This is a genomic window from Pantoea sp. Fr-CA_6 (assembly GCF_024520895.1).
Taxonomy (GTDB): Bacteria; Pseudomonadota; Gammaproteobacteria; order Enterobacterales; family Enterobacteriaceae; genus Pantoea; species Pantoea agglomerans.
Window position 1 is genome coordinate 1 of the sequence record NZ_JALNPO010000020.1, and the last position, 24,562, is coordinate 24,562.

The following is a 24,562-nucleotide window of genomic DNA, read 5'->3' on the forward strand; positions in this document are numbered from 1 at the left end:
TGGCTGAGGTTGACGCTTGCGGAGCCGGTCATCGAGCCGAAGGTGAAGCTGCCGCCCGCGCTGGCGTTCTGCTGCTTACTGTCGTAGCGGTCGCTGTCCTGCTCTGAGGTCAGCGTCAGGTTGCGGCCGGTATCGACCTTCACGCTGTCGCCGCGCACCTGTGCGCCGGTCAGCGTGGTGTCGCGCCCGGCGTTCAGGCTCAGCCCGTTGCCCGCCGTGAGCGTAGTCTCGGTATGGGTCTGCCCGTTGCCGTTCTCGCGGCCTTTGCCCGCGTTGACGCTGGCTGAAACGCTGATGCCGTAGCCGCCCGACCCGGCGGTCAGGCCGATACCCAGGCTGCCGCCCTTGCTGCTGTTAGTGCTGTCGGTGCGCTCGCTGTTCTGCGCTGAAAGCAGGCTGATGTCGTTTTTCGCCGTCAGCCCGAGGTCGCCGCCCGCCTGAAGCTGGCTGCCCTGCACGAGGATGTCGCCCGCGCTGCCCGGCTGTGCGCCGGTGGCGGTGATGGCCAGGTTACCGCCCGCGCCCAGCGTACTGCCCTGCGCTTCACGGCTTTCGGTGCGGGTCTCGCTTTTCGACGTCTGGCTGCCGTAAGAAAGACTGATGCCGATCGAGTTGGTGGAGCCTTCTTCATAACCTTTGTCGCCCGGCTTCAGGCCTGCGGCGGTGTTTCTGGCGTTCGCCGCGTCGGTCTGCGCGCCGTCCATCTGGTAAGCCTGCGCGGCCTGGGCCGCCGTCAGCGCCGCTTTGGTGCCCTGGAGCGCCTTCAGCCGGTCATCGCCGCTCTCATCGGCGGTGCGGGCGGTCTGCACTGCCGTGTTCAGCGCCGCGCCCACCGTGCCGGACAGCGCCAGCGTCAGCCCGCTCTGCTTCTGCTCGGTTTTAGTCAGTGCGGTGTGGCTGTTTTCGGCCGCACTGAGGGTCACGTCGCTGCCGCTCAGGGAGAGATCTTTACCGGCGATCACGTCGCTGCTGTGCACGTTAAGCTGGTTACCGGCGCTGAGGGTAACGCTGCCGTCGCTGCTTCCCACCGTGCTGCCGCGGCTGAGTGCGCCGCTGGCGTCGGTGCTGCTCTTCTGCATCGCCTGACCCACGGTGAAACCGATGCCGCCAGTGCCCATCAGGCCAGATTTTTTCTCCTCGCGCTGATGCACTTCATCACGCGTTTCTGTGGCGGTCGTGATGCTGAGATCGCGGCCCGCGGTCAGCGCCACATCCTGCGTACCGGCGACGTTGCTGCCGGTCACGGCAATGTCGCGGCCCGCCTGAAGCCGGACGCTGTCACCGCTCAGCGTGGTACTGAGCGCCTCGCTGCTGTGCAGTTCGTCGTGGATTTCCAGACTGCTGCCCGACAGCAACCCTTTGCTTGACTGCCTGCTGTGTTCGGTGAGATCGGTACGGCTGTTGCCCGCGCTGAGCACGATGTCGCGTCCGGCGCTGGCGATCAGTGCCCCGCCCGACGTGACGTCCGCTGCCGTAGCGCGGATGTCTGGTGCTGACGGCGGAAGTACCGCCACCCGAACCGGAGGTGATACAGGCCCTGCGCCAGCTCTGCCCTAAGCTCTCGGCCCGTAAGCAGCGTGAGCTGATGGACGTGATTCAGGTTATGGCGAAGCCGAAGAAGCGGGGCGGTAACTGACCGTTAAAGGGAAAATCCCGGTGCGAAGGCCGGGATTGGTGGGTTTATTCAGGTGAAGCCTTCCGGTCTTTTCTTTCTTTTAACCACATCTTTATCCAGATCCCAACACCCAAAATAAGGCCGCCGACATATCCAGACTCCAAGAAGGATTCAAAAGCATTGCTCCAACTAAATGAGAAAAACCCCTTCTTAAAATAAATTATTGAAGATGAAAGAATTTCAGATGCAATATCAGCAATTAAAAATAAAACCAGGCAAATCAATATCAGTTTAATTAAGATAACAAGGTTATTTTTTAACATTAGCATTATCCTTCTTATCAAGAGTATCTTTTACAGCATTTCCTGATTTCTCACTGATGTAACCACCGATAACTGCACCTGTTAAATCAGATACAGTATCTTTTCCGAGTTTTGAGACAGCTCCTTTTATTACTTCTCCTCCGACACCACCAATGATAGTACCCGCGCCTGCACCTACCATAGAATTAGTCGGATTTTCCCCTTTTATTCCGCTTCCGATAGCCGCTCCCCCCATATTTATTCCCGCAGATGCGCCGATTCCTTTACCCGTCGTAGCGGCTGCTGTCACCCCAGCCATAATCGCATCCACATAACTGAACGGATCTTTTCCAGTAAGTTGAACACCTGTATTAACGCCCACACCAATTGCCGCATTAAGCGCCATTCCTTCTTTTATTGTGGTACCCAGTACACTGCCACCAAATATCAGCGGTGCATCTCCAATACTTGCATTCGATTTATGATAACCCCAGGTATTCATAATGGTCTGCGCTTTGGACATCGCTTCTGAGTCAGGATTGCGTTTTATATAATCCTGCCCCGACAGCATGCCTTTAACCAGTTCCTGCGAGACTGCTGCGCCATATTCCTTCTCCATTTCAGCAGCATAAACCCGCAGATAACCCGCCAGTTCAGCGCGTTCAGTGCTGTTCATCTGCAAAGGGTCTTTGGTGAATTTGGAGACCAGCGCATCACTGCGCTTATCGGCATTTTCCAGCTTCAGCAGTTCATTTGCGGCAGCCAGCGATTTATCGCCGTTCTTAATTTTCTCAACGGCTTTGTCGAGTTTGCCGGAAGAGGTCGCGCCCAGGAAGTTATTCTCAACCGCATTCTTCCCCGCAATCGCGCCACTCGTCGCCGCAGCACTGCTGTTGCCCGCCATGCCGCCCGCCAGTCCTGCCGCCAGCGTGCCCAGCAGGCTCAGCTGCTCACGGTCTTCCTGCCCCAGTGCCGCTATCTTCTCCGGCGTGTCCGCGCCCCAGTATTTCTCCGCGATATAGCGTGTAGCCAGTTCGCCGCTGAAGGCCCCTGCCGCGCCCGCTGCCGCACTGCCGCCCGACATCTGCGATGATACTGCACCCCACACGGCATGGGCCATGGCATTGGTTGCCACATCAACGTTGCCGGAAGCGTCGGTCGTTTCCTTCTTAATCAGCTGAGCTGCCCACGGATTAAGGCCGCCTGCGACCGCCTGACCTGCATTGCCGGTCACCAGCCCCGTCAGAATACTGCCGGCCGTCTGTGCGACCTTCTGAATAAAGGCCAGCCGAACCCGCTGCCGCAGCTCACCATCAAGGGCCGCTGGCTGGAAGCACTGGGTTTTACTACTGGGCAGAAGATCGAGGTGATCACCGGGCCGGGACAACTGATCATCCGGCTGGCGGCTGAAGGATAACTGTCTGACCTTTACAGTAAAATCCCAGCCCCAAGGCTGGGATTAAAGAGATCAATCTAATAATTCCCTACTAACATCACCAGTTTCATAGAATTCTTTAAATGCTTCCATAACCAAAGAAAATTCTTTAACTGTTGATGCTTCTGAATATGGTTCACCATGTATTAGTATAAAATCTCTGGAACCAGATTTGTTATAAAATGTTCTGACATCTATATCACCATCATCCATGCTTGTTGCAAGTAATATCATGAAAATCCCACTATCAGAATATAGTGTCATATTGTAAGGCATATGGTTATCTTCTTGATCATTATCAAGAACCAATATCCCATCATGACTCTTAAATATATCTAAATAATTCATTATTTGAACTATTGATGGTTGCGCTATTACCGGTAGCTGCACACGCTTGCCATAGTCTAAATAATGCCCGCCCAGCTCAAAATTTATCATTATTTATTGATTTCCCTTATAGATTTCATGCCTGGCTCCCAGATGTACGTTTTAGGTAGTCCTGTTTTATCATCAACAGCATTTATCGTGACAGATTTTGCACCGGAAGCTTGAGCAGCAGCAGCTATGTCGCCTCTGCAATAACTACAAACGTCTTTGCCTGCTACATTAATCGTCAGGTTAGCATCTTGAGTCTTACCTGCATTATAAGCCTGTTGTATAGCTCCTATTTCAGCATGAGCATTAGCCATATTACTGTTTGGTAAAGGTAAATTATTTATTTTTCCCTTCTCCACCAAGCTTTGCTCCTTTGATGTTACTCTGTCTGATATTAATGTAGGTTGATCTTTATTTGCCTGCTCTGCTGGTCTTGCAGTTTGATTTGTATCTTTAAATTTTTGACCATTTACTTCCAGTTCTGCTGTTACTGTAGGCTTTATTCCTGCATTTTCTTTCACTGTGGAATTTTTACCAGTTAATGAGCCTTCGACAGCCTTTACTGAACCAATCCCAGCAACACCACCGACGATATACATCGTACCAAGCTGATAGCCCACCGCTGATTTCGCCGCTTCCTCACTCATGCCGGTACGCACATACGCTGCAACCATACCGCTGTACAGTTCCTGCGTCTGCTTCGCTTCCGGGCTGATGCCGTTAAGTAACTGCTGTATCTGCTGATAACCTGCCTGTGCTTCCTTCTGATTCTGATAGCCTAGGTTCTGGTAGGTGCTCTGTTTCTCCAGCGCATCCTGACGCGCGGCGTTACAGGCTTTCGCACTACCCCCCATACAGGCGCTAATCAGTGTCTGGCTGGTTTCCGCATCCTTACGGTTCAGCGCGTCACGCTCCTGTTGCTCCTGCGGGGTTAGCGTCTGTTTATGATTGAGTTCGGTCTGACGGCTCTTTTCCGTGCTGCTCAGATAGTTATTCTCAACCGCATTCTTCCCGGCAATCGCGCCGCTCGTCGCCGCAGCACTGCTGTTACCCGCCATGCCGCCCGCCAGTCCTGCCGCCAGCGTGCCCAGCAGGCTCAGCTGCTCACGGTCTTCCTGCCCCAGTGCCGCTATCTTCTCCGGCGTGTCCGCGCCCCAGTATTTCTCCGCGATATAGCGTGTAGCCAGTTCGCCGCTGAAGGCCCCTGCCGCGCCCGCTGCCGCACTGCCGCCCGACATCTGCGATGATACTGCACCCCACACGGCATGGGCCATGGCATTGGTTGCCACATCAACGTTGCCGGAAGCGTCGGTCGTTTCCTTCTTAATCAGCTGAGCTGCCCACGGATTAAGGCCGCCTGCGACCGCCTGACCTGCATTGCCGGTCACCAGCCCCGTCAGAATACTGCCGACCGTCTGTGCGACCTTCTGCGACGTGCTGCCGATGCCCCACTGCTTCATCTCCGCCTGATACTCTGGCGAATCACGCATTTTCTCCAGCCACTCTCTCCGCTGTTTTTCAGTTGCTCCGGCGGGCAGCGTCTCGGCGTTCTTCGCACTCCGCGCCTTCTCAAGCCCTTTGATATCGCCCATGGTCGTGACGATATTTGTCATCTGGCCGCTGATTTCACCGGCTAACTGAGCCGTCTGAAGCCGCTTCTGCTCTTTCTCTTTGTCAAAGATCGCACTGATGCTGTCGTTGGCATGTTCGGTGTCACGGCTGAGGTCTGCCACATCCTGCTTCTGGTTGACCCGGTCGCGGATGATCACGGTGCCGTTTGCCACCGCCGACTGCGTGGTGCCTTCGGCATGGCCGTTGTTGTTCAGGCCCGACAGCAGCGTGCTGGCGGCATTGGACGCCACGCTGGACAGCATCTGCGCACCCATGCCGCCACCGCTGGACAGCGCGATGCTGCCGCCGCTGTGGCTGACCCTGTAGTCCGCCGCATTGCCGATATCGGTGAAGCCGAGCGTACCGGTATCCAGACGGTTGTCTGCCGCATCGCCCTGGCTGGCAATCACTGCACCGTTCAGCTGGGTATGATTGCCGACGGTGATGTCAAAGCCGCCGTTACCGGCATAGATACCGCTCTGCTCCTGCACGCTGTCAAAGTTGCTGTGCATTTTGTCCTGGTTGACGCTGGCATAGCCGGACACCGACATTGAGCCAAAGGTAAAGCTGCCGCCCGCGCCGTAGCTGGTCTGTTTTGAATCGTAACGGTCGCTGTCCTGCTGGCTGGTGATGGTCAGATCCCGGCCCGCATCGGCCGTCACCTGATTACCGCTGACCTGCGCGCCGTTGAGCGTGGTATCTCTTCCACTGTTCAGGCTTACCCTGCCGCCGCTGTCCAGGGTGGTTTCAGACCAGCGCGTACCGTTGCCGCTCTCCTTACCTTTGGCGCCGTTAACGCTGGCAAAAATGCTGATACCCGCGCTGCCCTGTCCGGCACCAAAACTGATGCCCACGCCGCCGCCGCCGCTGCTGTTTTTACCGCTGCTTTCCTGAGTGTTGGCCGCCCCGCTCAGCACAATGTCCCTGGCAGCATTGAGGCTGCTGTCACCTGCGGCTTTCAGCTGGCTGCCGGCGATAAGAATGTCGCCGCTGTGCTCGCCACGGCCCTTACCGGCAGAGGTAATGGAAAGATTCTTACCGGCATTGAGCGTGGATCCGGCGACGCTGTCGGACGCCTGATGCTGCTGCGATTTTGATTTCTGTGTGGTCAGGGAAAGGCTGACGCCCAGGCCGTTGTTGGGATCGGCGCTCGCTTCCGCCAGCTGCCCGCCCAGCACGGCCTGCACGCCTGAAAGCGCGGCTTTGGTAGCCTGCAGGGCAGCAAGGCGACCGTCACTCTCCTTTTTCGATGTCTGCGCCGCGGCAACCGCGTTATTAATGGCTTCACCCACCACCCCGGAGAGCGCCAGCGTCAGCCCGCTTTTTTTCTGCTCAAACAGTTCATCATGAGTCCGTTTATCATGACCCGGATCGATGATCACGCTGTCGCCGGTAATGGCGAGATCGCGCCCTGCCACCAGATCTGAGCCGCTGACATGAGCCTGTCCGCCCGCAACAATGCTGACATTACCGCCCGTACTGCCCACCGTGCTGGCACTCTGGCTCTGGGTGGTGCCCTTGTCACGTAAGTCATGGACCGATTTACTGCTGCCTACCGTGATGCCGATGCCACCGGTTCCCATCAGGCCACTTTTCTTAGTTTCCGAGAAACGCCAGGTTGAGTCCGTGTTGGTCGCAGCAACGATATCCACGTTGTTACCGGCCCTGAGCGCTACCGTGCCATCGCCCACGACCTGAGAACCCTGGACAAGTAAATTGTTGCCCGCATTAAGCGTGACATTGTCGCCGCTCAGTAAGGTGCCATTTTCACGGGTGTCACTGTCTTCGCTGATGGTATGCGTGGTCTTTTTACTCAGAAATCCTTTTTTGGTTTTGGTCTCTTCTTTGTAGGCATAATCGCTTTCAGTGGCGGTGGTCAGGTTGATGTCGCGTCCGGCACCCATTGCGATATTACCGCTGGCCGTAACCTGAGCCGCTTCACTGTTAACATCCTGACCCGCTTTAACCGTCGTACTCCCGCCACTGGCAATTTCAGTGCCCTGCTGGCGTACCGACTCATTGATCTCAACCTTCTTACCGGATTTGTAGCTATTGCCAGAACCGGTTTCAGCCGCCAGCAGATTGACATCACGCCCCGCCTGCAAGGTCACGTCTTTGTCTGCGGCGATGCCTGCCGCCTGGCTATTGAGATCGCGTCCGGCCTGAAGTGCTAAATCGCCGCCACTGGTCAGCGTCGTGCGATCCAGCCCGGTTGAATGGGTTTCACGTTTACCCTTCACATCATTCTGGCTGGTCGTCGCGCTATTGAGATTAAGATCGTTACCCGCGGTCAGCGCAACATCCTGCGTACCGGCGACGTTGCTGCCGGTCACGGCAATGTCGCGGCCCGCATGAAGCCGGACGCTGTCGCCGCTCAGCGTGGTACTGAGCGCCTCGCTGCTGTGCAGTTCGTCGTGGGTTTCCAGACTGCTGCCCGACAGCAGACCTTTGCTTGACTGCCTGCTGTGTTCGGTGAGATCGGTACGGCTGTTGCCCGCGCTGAGCACGATGTCGCGTCCGGCGCTGGCGGTCAGTGCCCCGCCCGCCGTGACGTCCGCTGCCGTAGCGCGGATATCCTGTCCGGCACTCAGCTGCAGCGCGCCGCCGGCGGTGATGCGTGACCCGGCATCGCTCTGCTGTGACAGGCGACGGTAGTTGCTGCTGTTCCAGCTGTCATTTTCAGTGTGCTGCGTGCTGAGGGTGCCGAGCGTCAGGTCATTGCCCGCCTGAATCTTCGTGGTGCTCTTCTCTCCGGCGTTGCCGATATCGCTGGCGGCCAGGGTGATGTTGTTCAGCGCGCTCAGCGTCAGCGCACCGTCGGTGCCCTGCACGTAGATACCGGCCGGACGATCTATCCAGCGGTCGGTACCGTCGCCGCGCAGCGTTGACTGGCTGGTAATATCCCGTCCGGCCAGCAGCGACACCTGCTTATCACCGCTGATGACGCCGCCCAGGTTAGTGATATCCTGACGGGCGGTGAGATTGATCGTGTTGCCGCTGATGTAGCCGCTGTTGGTCAGCGACTGCGCCGTCAGCTGCGTCACGTCGCGGCCCTTAATGGTCCCGCTATTAGTGATGTCGTTGCGGGCATTCAGCGCCACGCTACCGCCCCCGATCAACGCGCCGTCGCCGGTTAAGTCACCCTCTTTCACCTTCGCATAAACCTGCGGTACCAGCACGGTCTGCTGTGTGCCATCCGGCAGCGTCACGGTCTGATTCACCAGCCAGACGATATCGCTGGTGAGCAGCGCCATCTGCGCCGGGTTCAGCGCCACACCGAGTTCCAGGTCGTAGGCTTTGCCGAAGGCTACCCCATTATTCATCAGTCCGCGATACTGATCTTCATCACTGCCATACCCGCTGATATAGCGGTTGCCGGTCAGCTGGATAATCTGATCGCGCACCAGTCGCTGCTCGTAATAACCATCGCCCAGCCGCTTCAGGATCCGGCTGCTGTCGGTGGTCAGAGCGTTCTGCATATAGTCGCTGCTGAGCCACTGCTTCTGATTAACAAAGCGCGGATCGGTCTCGACCAGGTAATGGCTGTCACTGCCAGGTTGCAGCTGGTACAGGCTGTTATCCGGCAGCCGAATGTCAGGTGAGACGGCGCGGATCACCGGCGTAATCGTCTGTCCGTCGACGACCGTTGCTGGCAGTGTCAGCGAGAATTGTTGCCCGGCAGGTAACAGCAGTGGCCGGTCTTTGAGGCTGCCGAGCTTGTCCAGCGTCAGCGCACTGTCATAGCGTAATCCGGCTGGCAGTAACGCACTGCCGCTATCCGTGGCACTCAGCGCAACCGCCGCAACCGCCTGCTGGAGAGCAGGTGTGCCGATGCGGTCAGCCTGCGCTGTGACGCCCTGCTGCTGGCGGTTGCCGGTCTGATAGCCATTTCCCTGCGGCGCGGCATTCGCCTGCCAGCTCAGCGTCTGCAGATCGATGGTTTCCGTCACGGGCGCCGGGCGGTAGTTTTTCTTATCTTTGCCCTGCGACGTTTTGGTTCCACCCAGTTTCTTTTTCTTCTTCTTCGCGTACCAGCGAACCGATTTCCCGTCGTCCGTGGTAACGCGTGTTCCTTTTGTCGCCTGATTATTCAGCTCGCCTATCTGACCGCCCAGCACAGCCCCCGCGACAATCTGGCTGTCGTGGTTGTTAAGACGGCCGGCGCTAAAGGTCATGTTACCGCCCGACAGAATCTTGCCCGGATCGCTCTCCTGAATCTGGGTTTCTTTCACTATCCGCCGGTAGTCATACTCATAAAACTCGCTGCCGCTGGTGCCATCCGGCATTTTTGCCGTGTGCACGCCATATTTGTTTTTTTTGCTGGTATCCACGTCGGCCCAGTCAAAACGATCGGTGTGGCCTTTTAGCACCGCGTCGTGATGCTGGCTATCTTCGGTCGTAACGACCTGCGTGGTCAGGTGGCGGTTGGTATTGTTGATTTCCGCCATGCTGATCGTGGCATCCTGCCCGGCCTCAATTGTTGCCCCGTCATTGTTGAGCTGCTGCCCCTGTCCGGTGGCCTGATTATTCGTATCCAGCTGGCCGCCAATGTGCAGATCGCCATCACTGTAGATCAGCGCATGGTCGCGGTTGTTCAGCGTGCCAGCCGCAATATCCAGTCGCTGCCGCGCCGCAATCACCGCCGCTTTGCCCGCTTCGCTGAGGTTGTTGAGCAGCGTAGCCGCAATGGCAATGTGATCGCCATAGATACGGCCGGTGCCGCTGTTATTCAGGACGCCCGCCACCAGGTGTGTCAGTCCGCCGTCAATCAGACCGCGATTGTTCAGGGTGTCGGCTGCCGTAATTTCGGTCTGCCCGCCGCTTATCTCGCCATTTGCCTGATTACTGATATTTTGCGCGGTAAGGAATAGCGCCTGCTGAGCAGCAAGGGTGCCGTCGTTGGTCACGTTTCCGCCCGCCGTCAGCCGCAGCGTACCGTTGGCTTTGACCTCTGAGAGGTTATGGAAATCACCTGCCAGCGTGATGCCGAGATTCCCCTGCGACAACACCTGTCCGTCGCCACTCAGGGAAGCTGCGTTGATCTGCGCCTCTTTATCAGCAATCAGCGTGCCCTGCTGATTGTTGATGGCGAGCGCCTGCCCCTGAGCTGCGTCCTGAATAGTCAGCGTATCCGCTGACGAGACCAGCCCGCTGACGTTATCCAGTGCCTGTTGCACGGTAAGCGCCAGCCTCTGTTTTGCGCGCAGAGCACCCTGACTGTTGTCCAGCGTGCCGGTTTCGATGGTTAAACTGCCCGCTTCAATGCCTTTACCGCTCTGTCGTGTATCGCGGTTGATCAGCGATGGCGTGGTGATCGTCATCTGCTGGCCGCCCTGAATCATCCCGCTACGGTTATCCAGCTGCTGGCTCAGCAACAGGGTGCCGTTGCCGACGCTTTGCACCAGGCCGTCATTGTTGTTCAACTGACCCGCCGTCAGCGATAGCGTACCTGCCGAAAGGAGTTTGCCCGCCTGATTAAGCAGCGCATTTTGTCCCGCATTGAGCGTCAGATCGGTGCCACCCTGGATCTGTCCCTGCTGGTTATCCAGCGCACCACTTTCAATATTGAGGTTACCGGCACCGGCAATAAGTCCGCGCTGGTTAGTCAATGTCTGACCTGCCGTGGTGAGGGTGATATCCCCCGCCGACTGCAGTTTACCGTCACTGTTGTTCAGCGCCTGACCGTTGAAAGTCAGCCCGCCATTGCCTGCGACCTGCCCCTGGCTATTGTTCAGTTCACTGGCGCTGAGTGATGCCTGCTGTCCTGCAGCAATGAAACCCGCCTGGTTATCAATTGCCCCGCTGCGCAGATCCAGACTGTTGAGGGCAACGATACCGCGCTGGTCACCACTGTCGCGATTGATCAGGGCGTGACCCTGAGTGTCCAGCGTCATGTCGCTGCCAGCCTGTAACAGGCCACGCTGGTTTTGCAGCTCCCCGCTGGTGAGATCGAGCCGCCCTTTCCCGCCCGTCAGCGTGCCGGACTGGTTGTTGATCTCGCCCGTCACAACCTGCGCGCCGCTATAACCGGTGATGAAGCCGCGCAGATTATCCAATGCGCCGCTGTAGAGCTTCAGCATGCCCGCACTGAACAGGCCGCCTGCGGCTCCGCTGTCACGGTTGATCAGGCTGTTGCCGTGGGTGTCCAGTTGCAGATCGCCACCCGACTCAATCCTGCCTGCCCGGTTGTTGAGGAGTCCGCTATCCAGTTGCAGGATGCCTTTAGCACCCAGTTGACCCTGTTGGTGGTCGAAGGTCTGCTGATGAGTATCGATGCGAATATTCTGTCCCAGCATCACCCCGCTACGGCCATCAATCTGGCCGCTGGAGAGCAGCAGATCGCCGCCTGCAACAATGCCACCGCGTTCGCCACTGTCGCGGTTATTCAGTTCGCCGCCCCGGGTGTTGACGGACAACGCCTCACCCGACTGAAGCAGGCCGCGCTGGTTATCCACGCTGCTGCTTTCCAGCGTTAATCCATGATCGGCATTAATAATCCCATCGACGTTGTTCATTCCACCGCTGGTGAGCCGCATAGCGCCCGCCGAGACCAGCGAGCCCGTGCTGTTATCAAGATCACCACTGCTGATATGCAGATTAGCCCCCGCAATAACGCCGCCTGATGCCGCATTATTCAGCGCCTCTCCGTGCGTATTAAGCTGCATATCACCGCCGGACTGCAGTCGCCCGCCGCTGTTATCCAGCGCGCCACTGCTCAGCAATAGTTCGCCCCTGGCGCTGAGCAGAGCAGACCTGAAATCAGCGGACTGACCCTGCGTATCGATCACCAGGTTTTGTCCCTGAATGACGCCGTGATCACCGGCTAACTTTCCGGTTGAGAGTTGCAGATCGCCGCGCGCCACAATGCCGCCGCGATCGCCGCTGGCGTTGTTGTTCAGCTGCGCGCCGTGCGTATCCAGTGAGAGCGCCTGACCCGATTGTAATAAGCCTCGCTGATTGTCGAGCGCGCCGGTCTTCAGCGTCAGCGCCCCATCAGACATCAGTGTGCCGTCAATGTTGGTCAGCAGGCCGCTGGTGATGTTGGCCGCCGAGGCAGCGGCGATAACGCCGTTCTGGTTATCCAGGTCGCCACTGTTAAGGGCAAGTGCGCCACCGCTGATTATCCCTGCTTTACCGCTGTCACGGTTAATCAGCGCCTGTCCGTGGGTATCAAGTGTCAAATCGCCGCCTGACTGGATCAGACCGCTGTGATTGTCCGTTGTCCCGCTGGAAATGCTGAGATCGGTACGGGCGACCAGGTTGCCGCCAGTATTGTTCAGTTCACCCTGCTGCGTGTCGATGGTCACGCCGTGGCCAAGCAGGGTTCCACGCTGATTATCCAGCGCCTGGCTGCGCAAAGTGACCTGCTGACCCGCTTCGATGCGACCCTGGGTGTTATCAATAGCCTCACGGGTCATCAGCGTAGCGTCACCGCCAGTTGAAGCAATCAGGCCCTGCTGATTATTCAGGCTTGCGCTGGTGAGTTGCAGATTGTGACTGGCCTGCAGCGCACCCTGCGCGTTCGTCAGGGACTCCTGAACATCCAGTTGCAGATCGCCGCTGCCCGCAGCCAGCAGCGTGCCACCGCTGTTATCCAGGCTGCCTGAGGCAAGATTCAGATTACCGCCGCTCTCAATCCGCCCATCGCGGTTGTCTGTGTCACCCGAAACCGCGATCGCCATCTCGCCAGCGCCACGCTGCGACAGCAGACCCTGACGGTGATCCAGCGTGCCCGCCGTCAGCGTCAGCGCCTCTGCCTGGGTGTGTGCCTGTGAGAGATCGAGCCTGTCGCCGCTGAGCGTTAACGCACCCGCTGACAGCAGATTGCCCTGATTGCCCTCCAGCCGGGTCGCATTAAGGTTCAGCGCGCCATTATTGCCCGCCAGCTGCACGGTGCCGCCCTGATTATCCAGCCATGGCGTATCCAGCTGCAGTAAGTCACCGTTACCTGCGATGAGCCCGCTGCGGTTTTCAATATGCTGCGCCTGCAGCCGGGTATCGCCTTCATTGCTCAGCGTGCCCTGATTGTTGAGCAACGACCCCGTGGAGATCGTCAGGGCTTCGCGGTTTTGCTGGCGCAGCAGGCCACGATTGTTACTGATGTTTTGTGCCGCGACAGCGAGGCTGCCCGCCGACAGTTTGCCGTCATCATTGTTAAGTGCCGTCGCAGCCTGAATCCCGAGTGTACGGCCCGCCACCGTGGCGCCCTGGGTGCTGATATCCGCCTGCGTAGAGGTCAGCGCGATGGCATCTGCTGAGGTCTGGCTCCCGGCGAGATCGACCCGGCTGCCCCGCGCCTGAATCTGGTCGTGCGCCAGGTTTTTACCCCGCGCCTTAAGCTCACCCTGGCTGGTCAGCAGCAAATTACCGGGCTGGCTCAGCGTCTCATTGCCGCCAACGCCTGCCGCCAGCGTACTTTCAGCGGTGCTCTCAATGGTGCTGGCGGAGAGTGTCGCGTTACGGCCTGCGCTCACCAGCCCGCTGTTGCGCAGCGTGCCGCTGGAGGCCAGCGTGACATCCTGCTGTGACACGATGTTGCCGCGATTCTCCTGGTCGCCAGTGCTGGCGATCTGCAGCGAGGCCTGACTTTGCAGCGTGCCGCTGTTCTCCAGTCTGCCATCCACTGTCAGATGCAGCTCACCGGCGCTGGCACCCAGTTCACCGGCATTACGCACGCCAACGCCCTTTTCAGTGCCGGTCAGGGTGATTTTATGGGCATACATGCCGCCAATAGCTGCGACGTCGAGCGCAAACTCAGGCCGTGTCGTCCCATTATCCGCTTTCACCGTAGTGACGTTACCTTTGGTCGCAACCTGGTTCCTGCCTGTGACCACATTGAGTTCGCGGGCATGAACTTTAGCGTTCACCGCTACCGACTGCGCAATGATCTGGGTGTAGTCAGCATCACTGTCATTCAGTCCCTGACCTTCGATATTGATTCGGCCGCCATTAACATCGAAGCCTTTGAGCTGGCCATTTTCAATCAGCGCCTGTCCGGTAGTCAGCGTATTGCGGCTGGCGTTGATAAATCCGCAACCGTTACAGGTAATGCCTGACGGGTTAGCAATAACTACCGCAGCCCGCTTACCGGCTACTTCGATAAACCCGTTAAGCTGGCTGGGATTACGGCTGTTGACTTCGTTGAGGATAACCGTGGCTTCCTGCTTTGACAGCCACGGGTTAGCCGCCACCATGCCACCCAGTTGAGTAGCCGTGTTCTGATGGCTGTTGTTCAGGATTGCGCCGCGCGCGTCAACGTCGAGCTGGCTGTACTGATTGCGGGAAACACCCTGGCTATTGGGCGTCTGAATGTTGATTTGCGGCAGACCATTTGCGGTGGCCATGACGGTAGGCTGCTGGCTGCCCGGCGCGCTGTTGTCTGCCACAATGTTGGCCTGCACCGGCAGACTGACCACGCCCGCTGCCAGCCAGAGTGCAAAGCTGAGCGGTGAGATCCGCACCCTCGCCTCTGCATATGAGGTGCGCTTCGGGCTTCGGGCAACACGTGAATAGCCGCTACGGGTGATGTCAGACACCACCATTAACATGCCGCGAACCCGGTTGAAGATAAGGCGATAGCAGAGTTTATTCATAATGCGCACAGTCCATTGTCAGCAATATCGATAAAAGGTTTAGTAGTTCCAGTTCACGCTGAAACCATAGGTGACAGGATCGGTTTTGAAGCCGTCCGGTTTCGACAGAGGAATCCCGGCAAAAAAGTCGTAGCTCAGGCTGGCGGGCGTGATCGCGCCGCGCAATCCGATGACGCCGCCCGCCAGATGTCGTCCCAGAGGTCCACCCTGGGAGGCGCTGTTGCCGCCCACCTCGCCATAGTCGGCACCCAGATAAAGTTCCTGAGTGGGCAGCGGCGTCTGCCAGGCCAGCGTGTTCTGAACGGTCCAGCCGCGACTGGCACTGAGGGTGCGTTCACCATCAAAACCGCGCACGGTCCAGCGGTTGCCAATCGCGAACTCATCCTGCGGTGTCAGCGGGGTGTTGCTCATCTGGCGACGATATTGGATGTTGTAACTTAAATGCTGATTACCTAGCGCGAATGGCGTGGTGAGTCCCGCCTGCCAGGTCAGGATTTTAGAGAGCGCGGTGGCATAGGTAGAGTCCTGATATGACTCCTCCCAGGCGGGCAGCGCACCGAACCAGCGTGTACCACGCTGATAGCTGACACCGGCGTCCAGCGTCGCCGGACCGATATAGTGCCGGTGTGACAGGCCGAGTCGCCATGCGCTGGTACGGCGCTGCTGGCTGCTGATTTCGGTGTCGTTGATGAAGTTGCGCGACTCTTTAACCAGCACATCGGCGCTGACGGTGGTTTTGGCGGCGGCATTGCGGTAGATCACCCGGCTGGCCTGCACATCCAGCGAGCGGCTCTTTCCGGCGTAAAGAAAATCACGGCTGTAACCGGCGACTGTCTGATGGTAGTCGTAGTCGCTGGCGGTAAGTCCAAACAGCCAGTAGCCCACAGGCACCGAGTAATGTCCCGACAGGCTTTTGCTGCTTTTTCTGCCAGCAAATCCCAGGTCGCGACTGGCGGTCAGGTAGAAGAGATCGCTGAGGGAGGTCGGGTTATCCAGCGCCAGCATCATCCCGCTCTGATAGCGCCCGGTACTTTCGGTGCCGGAATCATCCAGCCATGCGCCGAGTCGCCAGAAACGGCGCTGCGTGCGTTCAATCACGATGTCACTTTCACCCGGATTGAGGCCAGGACGGAGCGCCATATGCGCCTCTACTGTCGGCAGACGCTGCAGGTTTTCCAGCCCCTGTTCAATATCCCGTAAATCCAGCAGATTGCCTGCATGGGCGGGTAATGTCGGCCACAGGCTGACATAGCGGGATGATGAGGGTGACAGTTCCACACTGCGGATTTTGCCAGGCACTATCAGAAGTTGCAGCACGCCCTGGCGCAGATCCTGCTGCGGAGCCAGCACGCGCGTAGTGACCCAGCCATGATTGATCAGCCGGTTTTGCAGCGTGCTCATTAACTGGCTGATGCCTTTTACGCCGAGACAACGACCATTGGCCTGACTGGCCAGACGCTGCAGAGGCACCCAGTGCGGCAGCGCCTCCTGCCCGGACAGACTGACCTGCTGAATAACAAAACAGGGTGTTTCCTGCGGGAACGTCAGGTGGGAAGGTGCCGGAACCGTTTCTGAGAGACGCACATCAGGCACCTGTGGCATCAGCCGTTGCTGACGCGCTTTTTGTTGCTCCTGCTGATGCTGTAATTGCTCATCACCCGGTGCCGCCTGCACAGTGCAAACTGGCAGGGTGTTAATCAGCAGAGCGCAAAGCAGAGGTGCCAGCGTTGTTAAAACTCCATTTTTTTGGGGCTGCATAACCGATCCATGTGGTTAAGTTGTAACAAAATGTATATGACTGCTTTCCTGCGCACATTATGCCGCTGGAATCAAAAACCACAAGAAAAATTATAGAAAAACTTACACTAAACTTACAAAAGTTAGTGAGACAGGCCATTTAAAAAAGTACCAGTAATTACCCGTATTTCAGGGATTATTGAGTCCGGCGAAACGCCGGAATTAGTTAAAGGCGCAGAGACGGATATTTTTAGCCAATGAATAACAAGGGATTAGCCATTCGTTCAGCGCGTCAGAGACCAGATTAGTAGCCGGGCTAATGACGGAGCTGAAATAGCCGAACTCGTTACCTGAAAAGTTTTCTGGCTATAGCAAATATTTTTTCGGTTATTCTCTTGTTATTAATGGTACGCATTTCAGGCATCACCGTGATACTACTCTGCCATTCTCATAAAATTTTACTTTAGTCAAAATTATGAATGCATTTTGCTTTAGTCGATATCGCACTCTCCTGCGCCAGCGTCTGTTTCAGGGGCTTCTCCGGGGCATAAAAAAAGCCCCCTCAGAACCGAGGAGGCTTACCATTATTTAGCCAGCGTTATTGCTGTTGCTTAGTGCAGCTTCAGCCGGGGACGAATAACCCGGTTAATACTGCCGACCAGCATCATCAGACCGGTTTTGAAGTAGCCGTGCAGCGCAATCTGGTGCATACGGTAAAGCGAGATGTAGACAAAGCGCGCGATGCGCCCTTCCACCATCATTGAGCCGCGCATCAGGTTGCCCATCAGGCTGCCGACCGTACTGAAGCGGGAGAGCGATACCAGCGAGCCATGATCTTTATAGACATAGGCTTTTAGCGGTTTACCGTCACGCTGCGCCAGAATGTTGTCCATGGCGCGTGAGGCCATCTGATGCGCTGACTGGGCGCGCGGTGGTACAAAACCCCCGCCCGGCAAGGCGCAGGAGGCGCAGTCGCCAATCGCGTAGATGTCATCGTCCAGCGTGGTTTGCAGCGTCTCTTTGACCACCAGCTGATTGATGCGGTTGGTTTCCAGTCCGCCAATCTCTTTCAGGAAGTCGGGTGCTTTAATCCCAGCCGCCCAGACCATCAGATCGGCTTCGATAAACTCACCGCCTTTAGTATTCAGGCCATTACGCTCGGCGCTGGTGACCATGGTCTGCGTCAGCACGCGCACGCCCAGCTTGGTCAGCTCCTGATGTGCCGCAGCAGAGATGCGTGGTGGCAGTGCAGGCAGGATACGTTCACCCGCTTCCACCAGCGTCACATTCAGCGCTTCGCGGCCCAGGCCTTTGAAGCCGTAGCTGTGCAGCTGTTTCACCGCGTTGTGCAATTCAGCTGACAGCTCAACGCCTGTTGCCCCGCCGCCCACGATGGCGATGTTAACTTTCTCGACCCGGCCTTCGCTGGCGGAGAATTTCAGGAACAGGTTGAGCATTTCGTTATGGAAACGACGCGCCTGATGCGGATTATCCAGGAAGATGCAGTGATCTTTAACGCCCGGCGTACCGAAATCATTCGAGGTGCTGCCCAGCGCCATCACCAGCTGGTCGTAGGCCACTTCACGTTGTGGCACCAGCACTTCGCCCTGCGCATTCAGCACTTCGGCCAGGCGGATCACTTTTCGGGTGCGATCGATATCGGTGAGTGAACCCAGCTGGAACTCAAAACCGTGATTGCGGGCATGAGCCAGATAGCTCAATGCATCAATGCCTTCGTCCATTGAGCCGGTCGCCACTTCGTGCAGCAGCGGCTTCCACAAGTGACTGTGGTTACGATCAACCAGGATAATCTCGGCCTTCTTTTTACGACCCAGTTTATGGCCCAGCTGCGTGGCCATTTCCAGGCCGCCCGCTCCCCCTCCGACAATAACAATTTTCTTAACAGACGTAGTCAACAAAGACCCCCTCAAATTGTGAACCAAAAGTTAACCAAAGGTTAAATTAAACCTTAAGAAACATAGGGTTGGCGAAGTTAAAATCGCAATCTGCTGGGAGAATAGCATGGCGGGAAGAGGAGAACATAAGAATATTGATATACATCAAAGCGGGAAAATAAAACTCAGATAATTACGTAATAAAAACAGGCACCTTGCGGTGCCTTTGCTGCTTAACCTAATGTTTTAAAAGCTTTTATCCGCTTAAGATGTGGGGATATATTTTTGAATTTGTGCCCTTCCGTCTCATCCCAGACAATTTCATAAAACGGATGCAGCTGGTCAGCAATGTGCTGGCTGTCGAGCGCCTCATCGTGACGGGAGAGAATGGCCAGACAGCGGTCGCGATTACGCTCGCGAAAATCGCTGACGCACTTCGTTGCGATATCCTGATACTCCTCCGGCCGGTCGATCTTCCCTTCCATGTTCGCCTGCGGCGAGAGGTTGGGATTAAAAATCACCTGCCGGATGCCGCACAGAAATCCAATGCGCTCTGACCAGAAGCCGCCCAGTCCGACGCCGCAAATCAGCGGCCGGTCGTCGTCAGAAAGCGTCAGCATCTTATCGGTCTCTTTTAGCAGAAACTGCATGTCATGTTTGGGATGGCGGGTGCTGTAACTGATCAACCTGACGTCAGGATCGATAAATTGCAGTTGCAGCACTTTTTCGTGATTGCCCGGACTGTTGGAATCAAAACCGTGCAGATAGATGATCATGATAATCCTCAAGGTAGTGATAGCACCGGGCAGTCACTGCTTACCACGACGCCTTATGAGCCAGCCAGCGTTCCTGAAGCGCACTCAGTTGCTGAGCATTATTTTTCCAGCGATGCGTTCCCCGCAGTTCATCGCGGGTAAACCTGCCCTGATGATACAGCTGTGTAACCCGCTCTGACCCGACCGGGATCAGGTTATCCAGTACACTGATGGCGCCCTGACGCTGATTGCAGACCAGAATCATGTCACAGCCCGCGGAAAGAGACTGCTGCGCCCGCTCAGGATAGCTGCCCATCACCGCAGCGCCCTCCATCGACAGATCGTCGGAGAAAATAATACCGTCAAAGCCCAGTTGCTCACGCAGCACGGTTTTAAGCCAGTATGGCGAACCACTGGCGGGCAGCGGATCAACTTCGGAGTAGATGACGTGTGCGGGCATGATGGCGTCCAGTGCCTGTTCGGTAATCAGCTTGCTGAAGATTGCCATGTCATGCTCACGCAGCGTCTTTTCGTCCCGCGGATCGCGTGGGGTCTCTTTATGCGAATCCGCACTCACCGCACCGTGACCCGGAAAATGTTTGCCCGTAGTCTTCATGCCCGCCTCGTGCATCCCGGCAATAAAGCGGCGGGCGACGTCAAGGGCGATGGCCGGATCGGCATGGAAAGAACGGTCGCCAATCGCGGCGCTGATATGACCAATATCGAGTACCGGCGCAAAGCTGATATCAATATCCATGGCGATCATCTCGGCTGCCATTTGCCATCCCGCCTGTTGCGCCAGTTCACCGGCGGTATCCAGGTCGTGCAACGCAGCAAAAGATTGCATGGCAGGCAGTTGGGTGAAGCCGTCACGGAAACGCTGCACGCGACCGCCCTCCTGATCCACCGCCACTACCAGCCGGGTGTGAGAGGCGGCACGGATCTGCCGCACCAGCTCTGCCAACTGAGCGGGATCATGATAATTTCGGGCAAATAAAATTAAACCGCCCACCAGCGGATGCTGCAGGATGTCGCGCTCTTCGCCATCCAGTTCATAACCCTCGACGTCAAGCATCAGGGGGCCGGGTAAATCTGATCTCATATCATGAATCCTGTAGCGAAACGCACCTGCGTAACGCGATTAAATCTGTTCCCAGCTCTGTCGAGCCAGCTGTTGTAATGTGTCGTCGTCACGCTGACCGGCACGGAGCTGATACCAGCTGGCCATCAGCAACTGCAGCCAGGGCTGCCAGCGTCTGACCTGCTGCACCAGCGCGGTAAGCGGCAACTGCATCGCCGCGGCATACTCAGCCAGCCACTCGGCATGGTGCTGCGGATCGCTGGCACAGACAGCCGCCAGCTCCAGCGCCACGTCGCCATCGGCGGCATACTCCCAGTCGATCAGACGCAGACCTTCGGGACCTTGTATGACATTTCCGGCATGCAGATCCATGTGCAGCGGAGCCAGCCGCAGCGGGTGAGGTTCACCCTGCTGCGTCAGACGCCTGAGCGCCCGCAACCAGCGGTGATGCCGCTGTGGAGTGAGCTGCCAGTAGCGCCATAACAGCGGCAACAACTGCAGACGATAGCCGGTCAGCGGCTGCTGATGCAGCTGCTGTAGCAGTGCCACGATCTGTGGACGCTGCTGGCTGAAACGGTGTTCATCCAGCGCTTCGCCTGCGCACCAGGTCAGGATAATCCCCTGATGATGGCCCGCCACGGGCTGCGGTGCCACTCCGCTGGCTTGCAGTTTGCGTAACAGACGGAATTCGCGCTGCCGATCCACAAACGGAATAACCGGTTGCGGTGCCGCCCGCGCGATAAAAGTTCCGCGCGGGCTGACAATCTTCTGGCTGTGCCCGGTCAGACCGGCAAGCGGGATAAAGGATGTCTTTTCTGGTTCGCCGGTGACCTGCTGAATCATCCGCTGGAAAGCGGGATTAATTCTGTGCAATGCCGTTGCCGGACCAGATGATCTCGCCTGTCTGGACCAGCATCAGTTGCATTTGCAGCGTCGGCGCTTTGACATCGCCACGCGCGTTGCTGTAGAGCACATACTGAGCGTTAACGTTACGCGCCAGGCCAATCGCTTTACTGCGCGAGTTCAGGCTGTCATCCGGCGATAATCCCAGCGTCTGCTTGGCCTGCGCCAGTTGGTCAGCAGAAACCAGGGTGAATTTGCCGTTGTTATTCAGCGCATTCTGGATAGCTGCCGTCGCTTTCTCGCTTTGCAGCGCACCGTTGGTGCTGTTTTTAACGCGATCCACCAGCAACACGCTGCCCGGCTCGGCGCTGGCAGCCTGTAACATCTGCGCCACCAGCGGCTGAACGCTGGCATCCCAGTTGATAGTGACCAGTTTCGGTGGCTGCGGCACAGGCTGCGGTTGCGGCACCGGTTCAGGTTGTGGAACGGGCTGCACCGGCTCCACAGGCTGAGTCGGTTCAACTGGTGCAGGCTGCTGCTGTTTCACCACACAGCCGGTCAGAATGAGCGCCATCAGGAGCGCTCCGGTACGATTAACACTGCGTATCACGTAGAAAATCCTTAAAGATAGAGATAAAGACGAACCTTGCTGGCCGTCAGGTTACCCAGTTGCGAAGTGGCGATAATGCTGCCCTGCGCCGGAACGGTAACGGTCTGCGCCGGTTCCTGCGGGGTGATTTCCAGCCCTTTGTCGTCATACCAGTAGTAACGATAGTGCACAACAACCGGTGTTTCGCGCTGATTATAGAGCACGCTGGTGGCACGCTTTAGTCCATCGTTCTCATCCAGCGTCGGTTCATCGGTAATGATCCCTGCCGACAGCACAGAGGACTCCATCACCAGCGACTGTGACGTATTGATCATCGGTTTTTCACTGCTGCAGGCCGTCAGGCAGAGCAGGATCGGCAGGCCAGTCAGCCAGGATCGCATAGCACGCTTCCGTTATCAGGTCAGTTAGAGAGCATCGGTCCCAGCGGTTCACCGCCCAGCAGATGCATATGAATGTGATAAACCTCCTGACCACCATGTTGATTGCAGTTCACAATCAGACGATAACCATTTTGATCGATACCTTCCTGACGGGCGATTTTCGCCGCGGTAGTAAACATACGTCCCAGCGCATGCTCATGCGCCGCTTCCGCCTCGTTGACCGTTGGGATCAGCACATTCGGCACGATTAAAATATGGGTTGGCGCTTTGGGCGAAATGTCGCGGAAGGCAGTGACCAGCTCATCCTGATAAACCACATCAGCGGGGATTTCGCGGCGGATAATTTTACTAAAAATGGTTTCTTCTGCCATGGTGCAATTCCTTTAGCCTGAGTCTTAATCAATCAGTATGCGGGAGAAATTTGTTTTCTTTCAACCTCAGGACCACTTTTCTTGCATTGTTCGCCTGCCTTTGCAGCAGCCCCCTCTCTCCGTGACCCGCACGCTGTTCAGAATGCTGGCAACGCCCCTGCCACACCAGAAAATGAAACGCTGTTTTATAAATTAGAATTTCGCCACCCTTTTCTTTGTATGACTGCCACTTCAGCGCCAGCACTTGCCAAATTGCGAAGGTTTAGCCGCCCCGTCAGTTCTACTTTGCTAACCAGTCCGGGTGAGATGACCGGCGTCACCAGGGATAAACCGCCATAAACATCAAGGAGCATCAGACATGCGCTCACGTAAAATTGGTCTTGGCCACTATCTGGCCTACGGTTCCGGAGATTTTCTTGGAGCAGGCACCACGGCGCTGACCGCCGCCTGGTTGCTCTATTTTTACACCACCTTTTGTGGGTTAACCCCGATTCAGGCCACGCTGATCTTTGCCGCTGCCCGCGTGCTGGATGCGATAGTCAGTCCGCTGATGGGCTTTCTGACCGATAACTTCGGTTCGACCTGGCTGGGCAAACGCTTTGGCCGCCGCAAATTCTTTATCCTGCTCGGCATACCCTCTGTATTCAGTTATAGCCTGATGTGGCTCAGCGACATGAGTTTCTGGTGGTATCTCTGCACGTATCTGCTGTTTGATATCGTCTACACCATGATCCTGGTGCCGTATGAAACGCTGGTGCCGGAAATGACCGACGATTTCAAACAGAAAACCCGCTTCTCCGGTGCCCGCATCGGCCTGGCTCAGCTGTCGGCCATTCTGGCTGCCTTTTTACCCGGTATTTTGCTGGGTATGCTGGGCAAAGATAATCCTCTCTCCTTCTTCTACGCCAGCCTGGTGTTCTCGGTAATCTGCGCGCTGGTGCTGACGCTGGTGTGGTGCTTTACCTGGGAGCGTCACCCCGACGACTTTTCCGCCGAGTCACGCCGTGCAGAACAGGAAAAGCAGCAGCTGACGCTGATGCAGAATCTCAAGCGGCTCTATGTCGAGCTGGCTTCAACCTTACGCATCCGCATCTTCCGCCAGCACCTTGGCATGTACCTCGGCGGCTATATCGCCCAGGATGTGTTTAACGCCGTCTTTACCTGGTATGTGGTATTTGTGCTGATGCAGAGCGCTCAGGTCGCCTCCAGCCTGATGGGCACCATGGCGGTGCTGCAGTTTATTGCCGTGATGGCGATGATTCCGCTCTGCATCCGCATGGGACCCGCGCCCGCCTACCGTCTGGTGGCTGTGCTGTTTGGCCTGGCGGCGCTCTCCTACGCTGGATTGTGGTATGCCGGAATGAACGACAACATGTCGCTGCTGTTGGTGATCTCTGCCCTGGCAGGCCTGGGACGTGGCGGCATCAACTATGTGCCGTGGAACACCTATACCTATATCGCCGATGTGGATGAGGTGATCACCGGACAGCGCCGTGAAGGAATTTTTGCCGGCATCATGACCCTGACGCGTAAAGCGTCGCAGGCTGGCGCAGTCATGCTGGTCGGTATCGTGCTGCAGCTCTCCGGCTTTGTCTCTGGACAGGCGACCCAGGTACCCGGCGTCAGCCACACTATCCTGGCGATTCTCAGCATAGGCACTGTGGCCGTGCTGGCCTGCGGCTTTATCGTGTCACTGCGCTTTAAGCTTAATCTGCAGACCCACACTGTGCTGCGCCAGGAGACGCTGAAGATGCGCGACGCAGGCCGCATCGTGCCGGAAAGCATCACGCCGGAAGCACGCGGAATTGTAGAAACGCTGGCTGGCATGCCTTACGAAAACCTCTGGGGCAACAACAACATTGGCTTCCTTAATCGTAATAAGCCAGCGCCGGAAAAATTGTCCGCACATCCCACTTTAAACCCTTCTTTAAACCCGACCTTAAAACGACAGGAATAAAC

The 24,562-nt window shown here is 57.0% G+C and carries 15 protein-coding genes; 2 read left to right on the top strand and 13 right to left on the bottom strand.

Features of this window, described 5'->3' with window-relative positions:
- The 3 genes from NR201_RS21390 to NR201_RS21400 form a co-directional block, all read right to left on the bottom strand.
- A partial coding sequence (locus tag NR201_RS21390; RefSeq protein WP_256850148.1) for a hemagglutinin repeat-containing protein occupies window positions 1-1,514 on the bottom strand: 1,514 nt, incomplete at its 3' end.
- 166 nt (window positions 1,515-1,680) lie between these two features.
- Window positions 1,681-1,938, bottom strand: coding sequence for a hypothetical protein (locus NR201_RS21395; RefSeq protein ID WP_064704516.1), 258 nt, complete (start codon window positions 1,936-1,938; stop codon window positions 1,681-1,683).
- Window positions 1,925-3,052 (bottom strand): VENN motif pre-toxin domain-containing protein, encoded by a 1,128-nt coding sequence (locus tag NR201_RS21400; RefSeq protein ID WP_256850149.1) that lies wholly within the window; start codon window positions 3,050-3,052, stop codon window positions 1,925-1,927. The genes NR201_RS21395 and NR201_RS21400 overlap by 14 nt, the downstream gene beginning before the upstream one ends.
- A gap of 87 nt (window positions 3,053-3,139) precedes the next feature.
- On the opposite strand from NR201_RS21400, the gene NR201_RS21405 reads away from it, so the two are divergent.
- The gene (locus NR201_RS21405) at window positions 3,140-3,334 is read left to right on the top strand and encodes a SymE family type I addiction module toxin (RefSeq protein WP_372340268.1); all 195 of its coding nucleotides are present in this window, start codon (window positions 3,140-3,142) and stop codon (window positions 3,332-3,334) included.
- 51 nt (window positions 3,335-3,385) lie between these two features.
- On the opposite strand, the gene NR201_RS21410 is transcribed toward NR201_RS21405, so the two are convergent.
- From NR201_RS21410 to hinT, 10 genes are all read right to left on the bottom strand, one after another.
- Window positions 3,386-3,790, bottom strand: a complete 405-nt coding sequence (locus tag NR201_RS21410) for a hypothetical protein (RefSeq protein WP_064704008.1) — start codon at window positions 3,788-3,790, stop codon at window positions 3,386-3,388.
- The gene (locus NR201_RS21415; RefSeq protein ID WP_256850150.1) at window positions 3,790-14,931 is read right to left on the bottom strand and encodes a hemagglutinin repeat-containing protein; all 11,142 of its coding nucleotides are present in this window, start codon (window positions 14,929-14,931) and stop codon (window positions 3,790-3,792) included. The genes NR201_RS21410 and NR201_RS21415 overlap by 1 nt, the downstream gene beginning before the upstream one ends.
- A 39-nt stretch (window positions 14,932-14,970) precedes the next feature.
- Window positions 14,971-16,689, bottom strand: a complete 1,719-nt coding sequence (locus NR201_RS21420) for a ShlB/FhaC/HecB family hemolysin secretion/activation protein (protein ID WP_256850151.1) — start codon at window positions 16,687-16,689, stop codon at window positions 14,971-14,973.
- A gap of 590 nt (window positions 16,690-17,279) precedes the next feature.
- Window positions 17,280-18,584, bottom strand: a complete 1,305-nt coding sequence (locus tag NR201_RS21425) for an NAD(P)/FAD-dependent oxidoreductase (RefSeq protein ID WP_010246297.1) — start codon at window positions 18,582-18,584, stop codon at window positions 17,280-17,282.
- A gap of 212 nt (window positions 18,585-18,796) precedes the next feature.
- On the bottom strand, window positions 18,797-19,339 hold the full coding sequence (gene ycfP, locus NR201_RS21430; RefSeq protein ID WP_010246299.1) for an alpha/beta hydrolase YcfP: 543 nt from the start codon (window positions 19,337-19,339) through the stop codon (window positions 18,797-18,799).
- A 40-nt stretch (window positions 19,340-19,379) separates the two neighbouring features.
- Window positions 19,380-20,420: a beta-N-acetylhexosaminidase gene (gene nagZ / locus NR201_RS21435; RefSeq protein WP_022625859.1), complete on the bottom strand. Its 1,041-nt coding sequence runs from the start codon at window positions 20,418-20,420 to the stop codon at window positions 19,380-19,382.
- Window positions 20,421-20,459: 39 nt separating this feature from the next.
- The gene (thiK, locus tag NR201_RS21440; protein ID WP_187491735.1) at window positions 20,460-21,242 is read right to left on the bottom strand and encodes a thiamine kinase; all 783 of its coding nucleotides are present in this window, start codon (window positions 21,240-21,242) and stop codon (window positions 20,460-20,462) included.
- Window positions 21,243-21,258: 16 nt separating this feature from the next.
- Window positions 21,259-21,852: a penicillin-binding protein activator LpoB gene (lpoB, locus tag NR201_RS21445; RefSeq protein WP_022625861.1), complete on the bottom strand. Its 594-nt coding sequence runs from the start codon at window positions 21,850-21,852 to the stop codon at window positions 21,259-21,261.
- Window positions 21,853-21,863: 11 nt separating this feature from the next.
- Entirely contained in the window at window positions 21,864-22,232 is a 369-nt protein-coding gene (locus NR201_RS21450; RefSeq protein ID WP_010246307.1) for a YcfL family protein, read from the bottom strand.
- Window positions 22,233-22,252: 20 nt separating this feature from the next.
- Window positions 22,253-22,603, bottom strand: coding sequence for a purine nucleoside phosphoramidase (gene hinT / locus NR201_RS21455; RefSeq protein WP_009090851.1), 351 nt, complete (start codon window positions 22,601-22,603; stop codon window positions 22,253-22,255).
- A gap of 358 nt (window positions 22,604-22,961) precedes the next feature.
- Here hinT and NR201_RS21460 point away from each other — a divergent pair, with 358 nt between their 5' ends.
- Complete coding sequence (locus NR201_RS21460; protein ID WP_010669860.1) at window positions 22,962-24,560, top strand: MFS transporter; 1,599 nt, start codon at window positions 22,962-22,964, stop codon at window positions 24,558-24,560.
- The last annotated feature ends 2 nt before the right edge of the window (window positions 24,561-24,562 follow it).

Bases quoted from the DNA above. Each gene is read 5' to 3' on its own strand.
- NR201_RS21395 (WP_064704516.1), bottom strand. From the start codon at position 1,938: ATGTTAAAAAATAACCTTGTTATCTTAATTAAACTGATATTGATTTGC.
- NR201_RS21410 (WP_064704008.1), bottom strand. From the start codon at position 3,790: ATGATAAATTTTGAGCTGGGCGGGCATTATTTAGACTATGGCAAGCGT.
- NR201_RS21415 (WP_256850150.1), bottom strand. From the start codon at position 14,931: ATGAATAAACTCTGCTATCGCCTTATCTTCAACCGGGTTCGCGGCATG.
- NR201_RS21420 (WP_256850151.1), bottom strand. From the start codon at position 16,689: ATGCAGCCCCAAAAAAATGGAGTTTTAACAACGCTGGCACCTCTGCTT.
- ycfP (WP_010246299.1), bottom strand. From the start codon at position 19,339: ATGATCATCTATCTGCACGGTTTTGATTCCAACAGTCCGGGCAATCAC.
- nagZ (WP_022625859.1), bottom strand. From the start codon at position 20,420: ATGAGATCAGATTTACCCGGCCCCCTGATGCTTGACGTCGAGGGTTAT.
- thiK (WP_187491735.1), bottom strand. From the start codon at position 21,242: ATGATTCAGCAGGTCACCGGCGAACCAGAAAAGACATCCTTTATCCCG.
- NR201_RS21450 (WP_010246307.1), bottom strand. From the start codon at position 22,232: ATGCGATCCTGGCTGACTGGCCTGCCGATCCTGCTCTGCCTGACGGCC.
- hinT (WP_009090851.1), bottom strand. From the start codon at position 22,603: ATGGCAGAAGAAACCATTTTTAGTAAAATTATCCGCCGCGAAATCCCC.
- NR201_RS21460 (WP_010669860.1), top strand. From the start codon at position 22,962: ATGCGCTCACGTAAAATTGGTCTTGGCCACTATCTGGCCTACGGTTCC.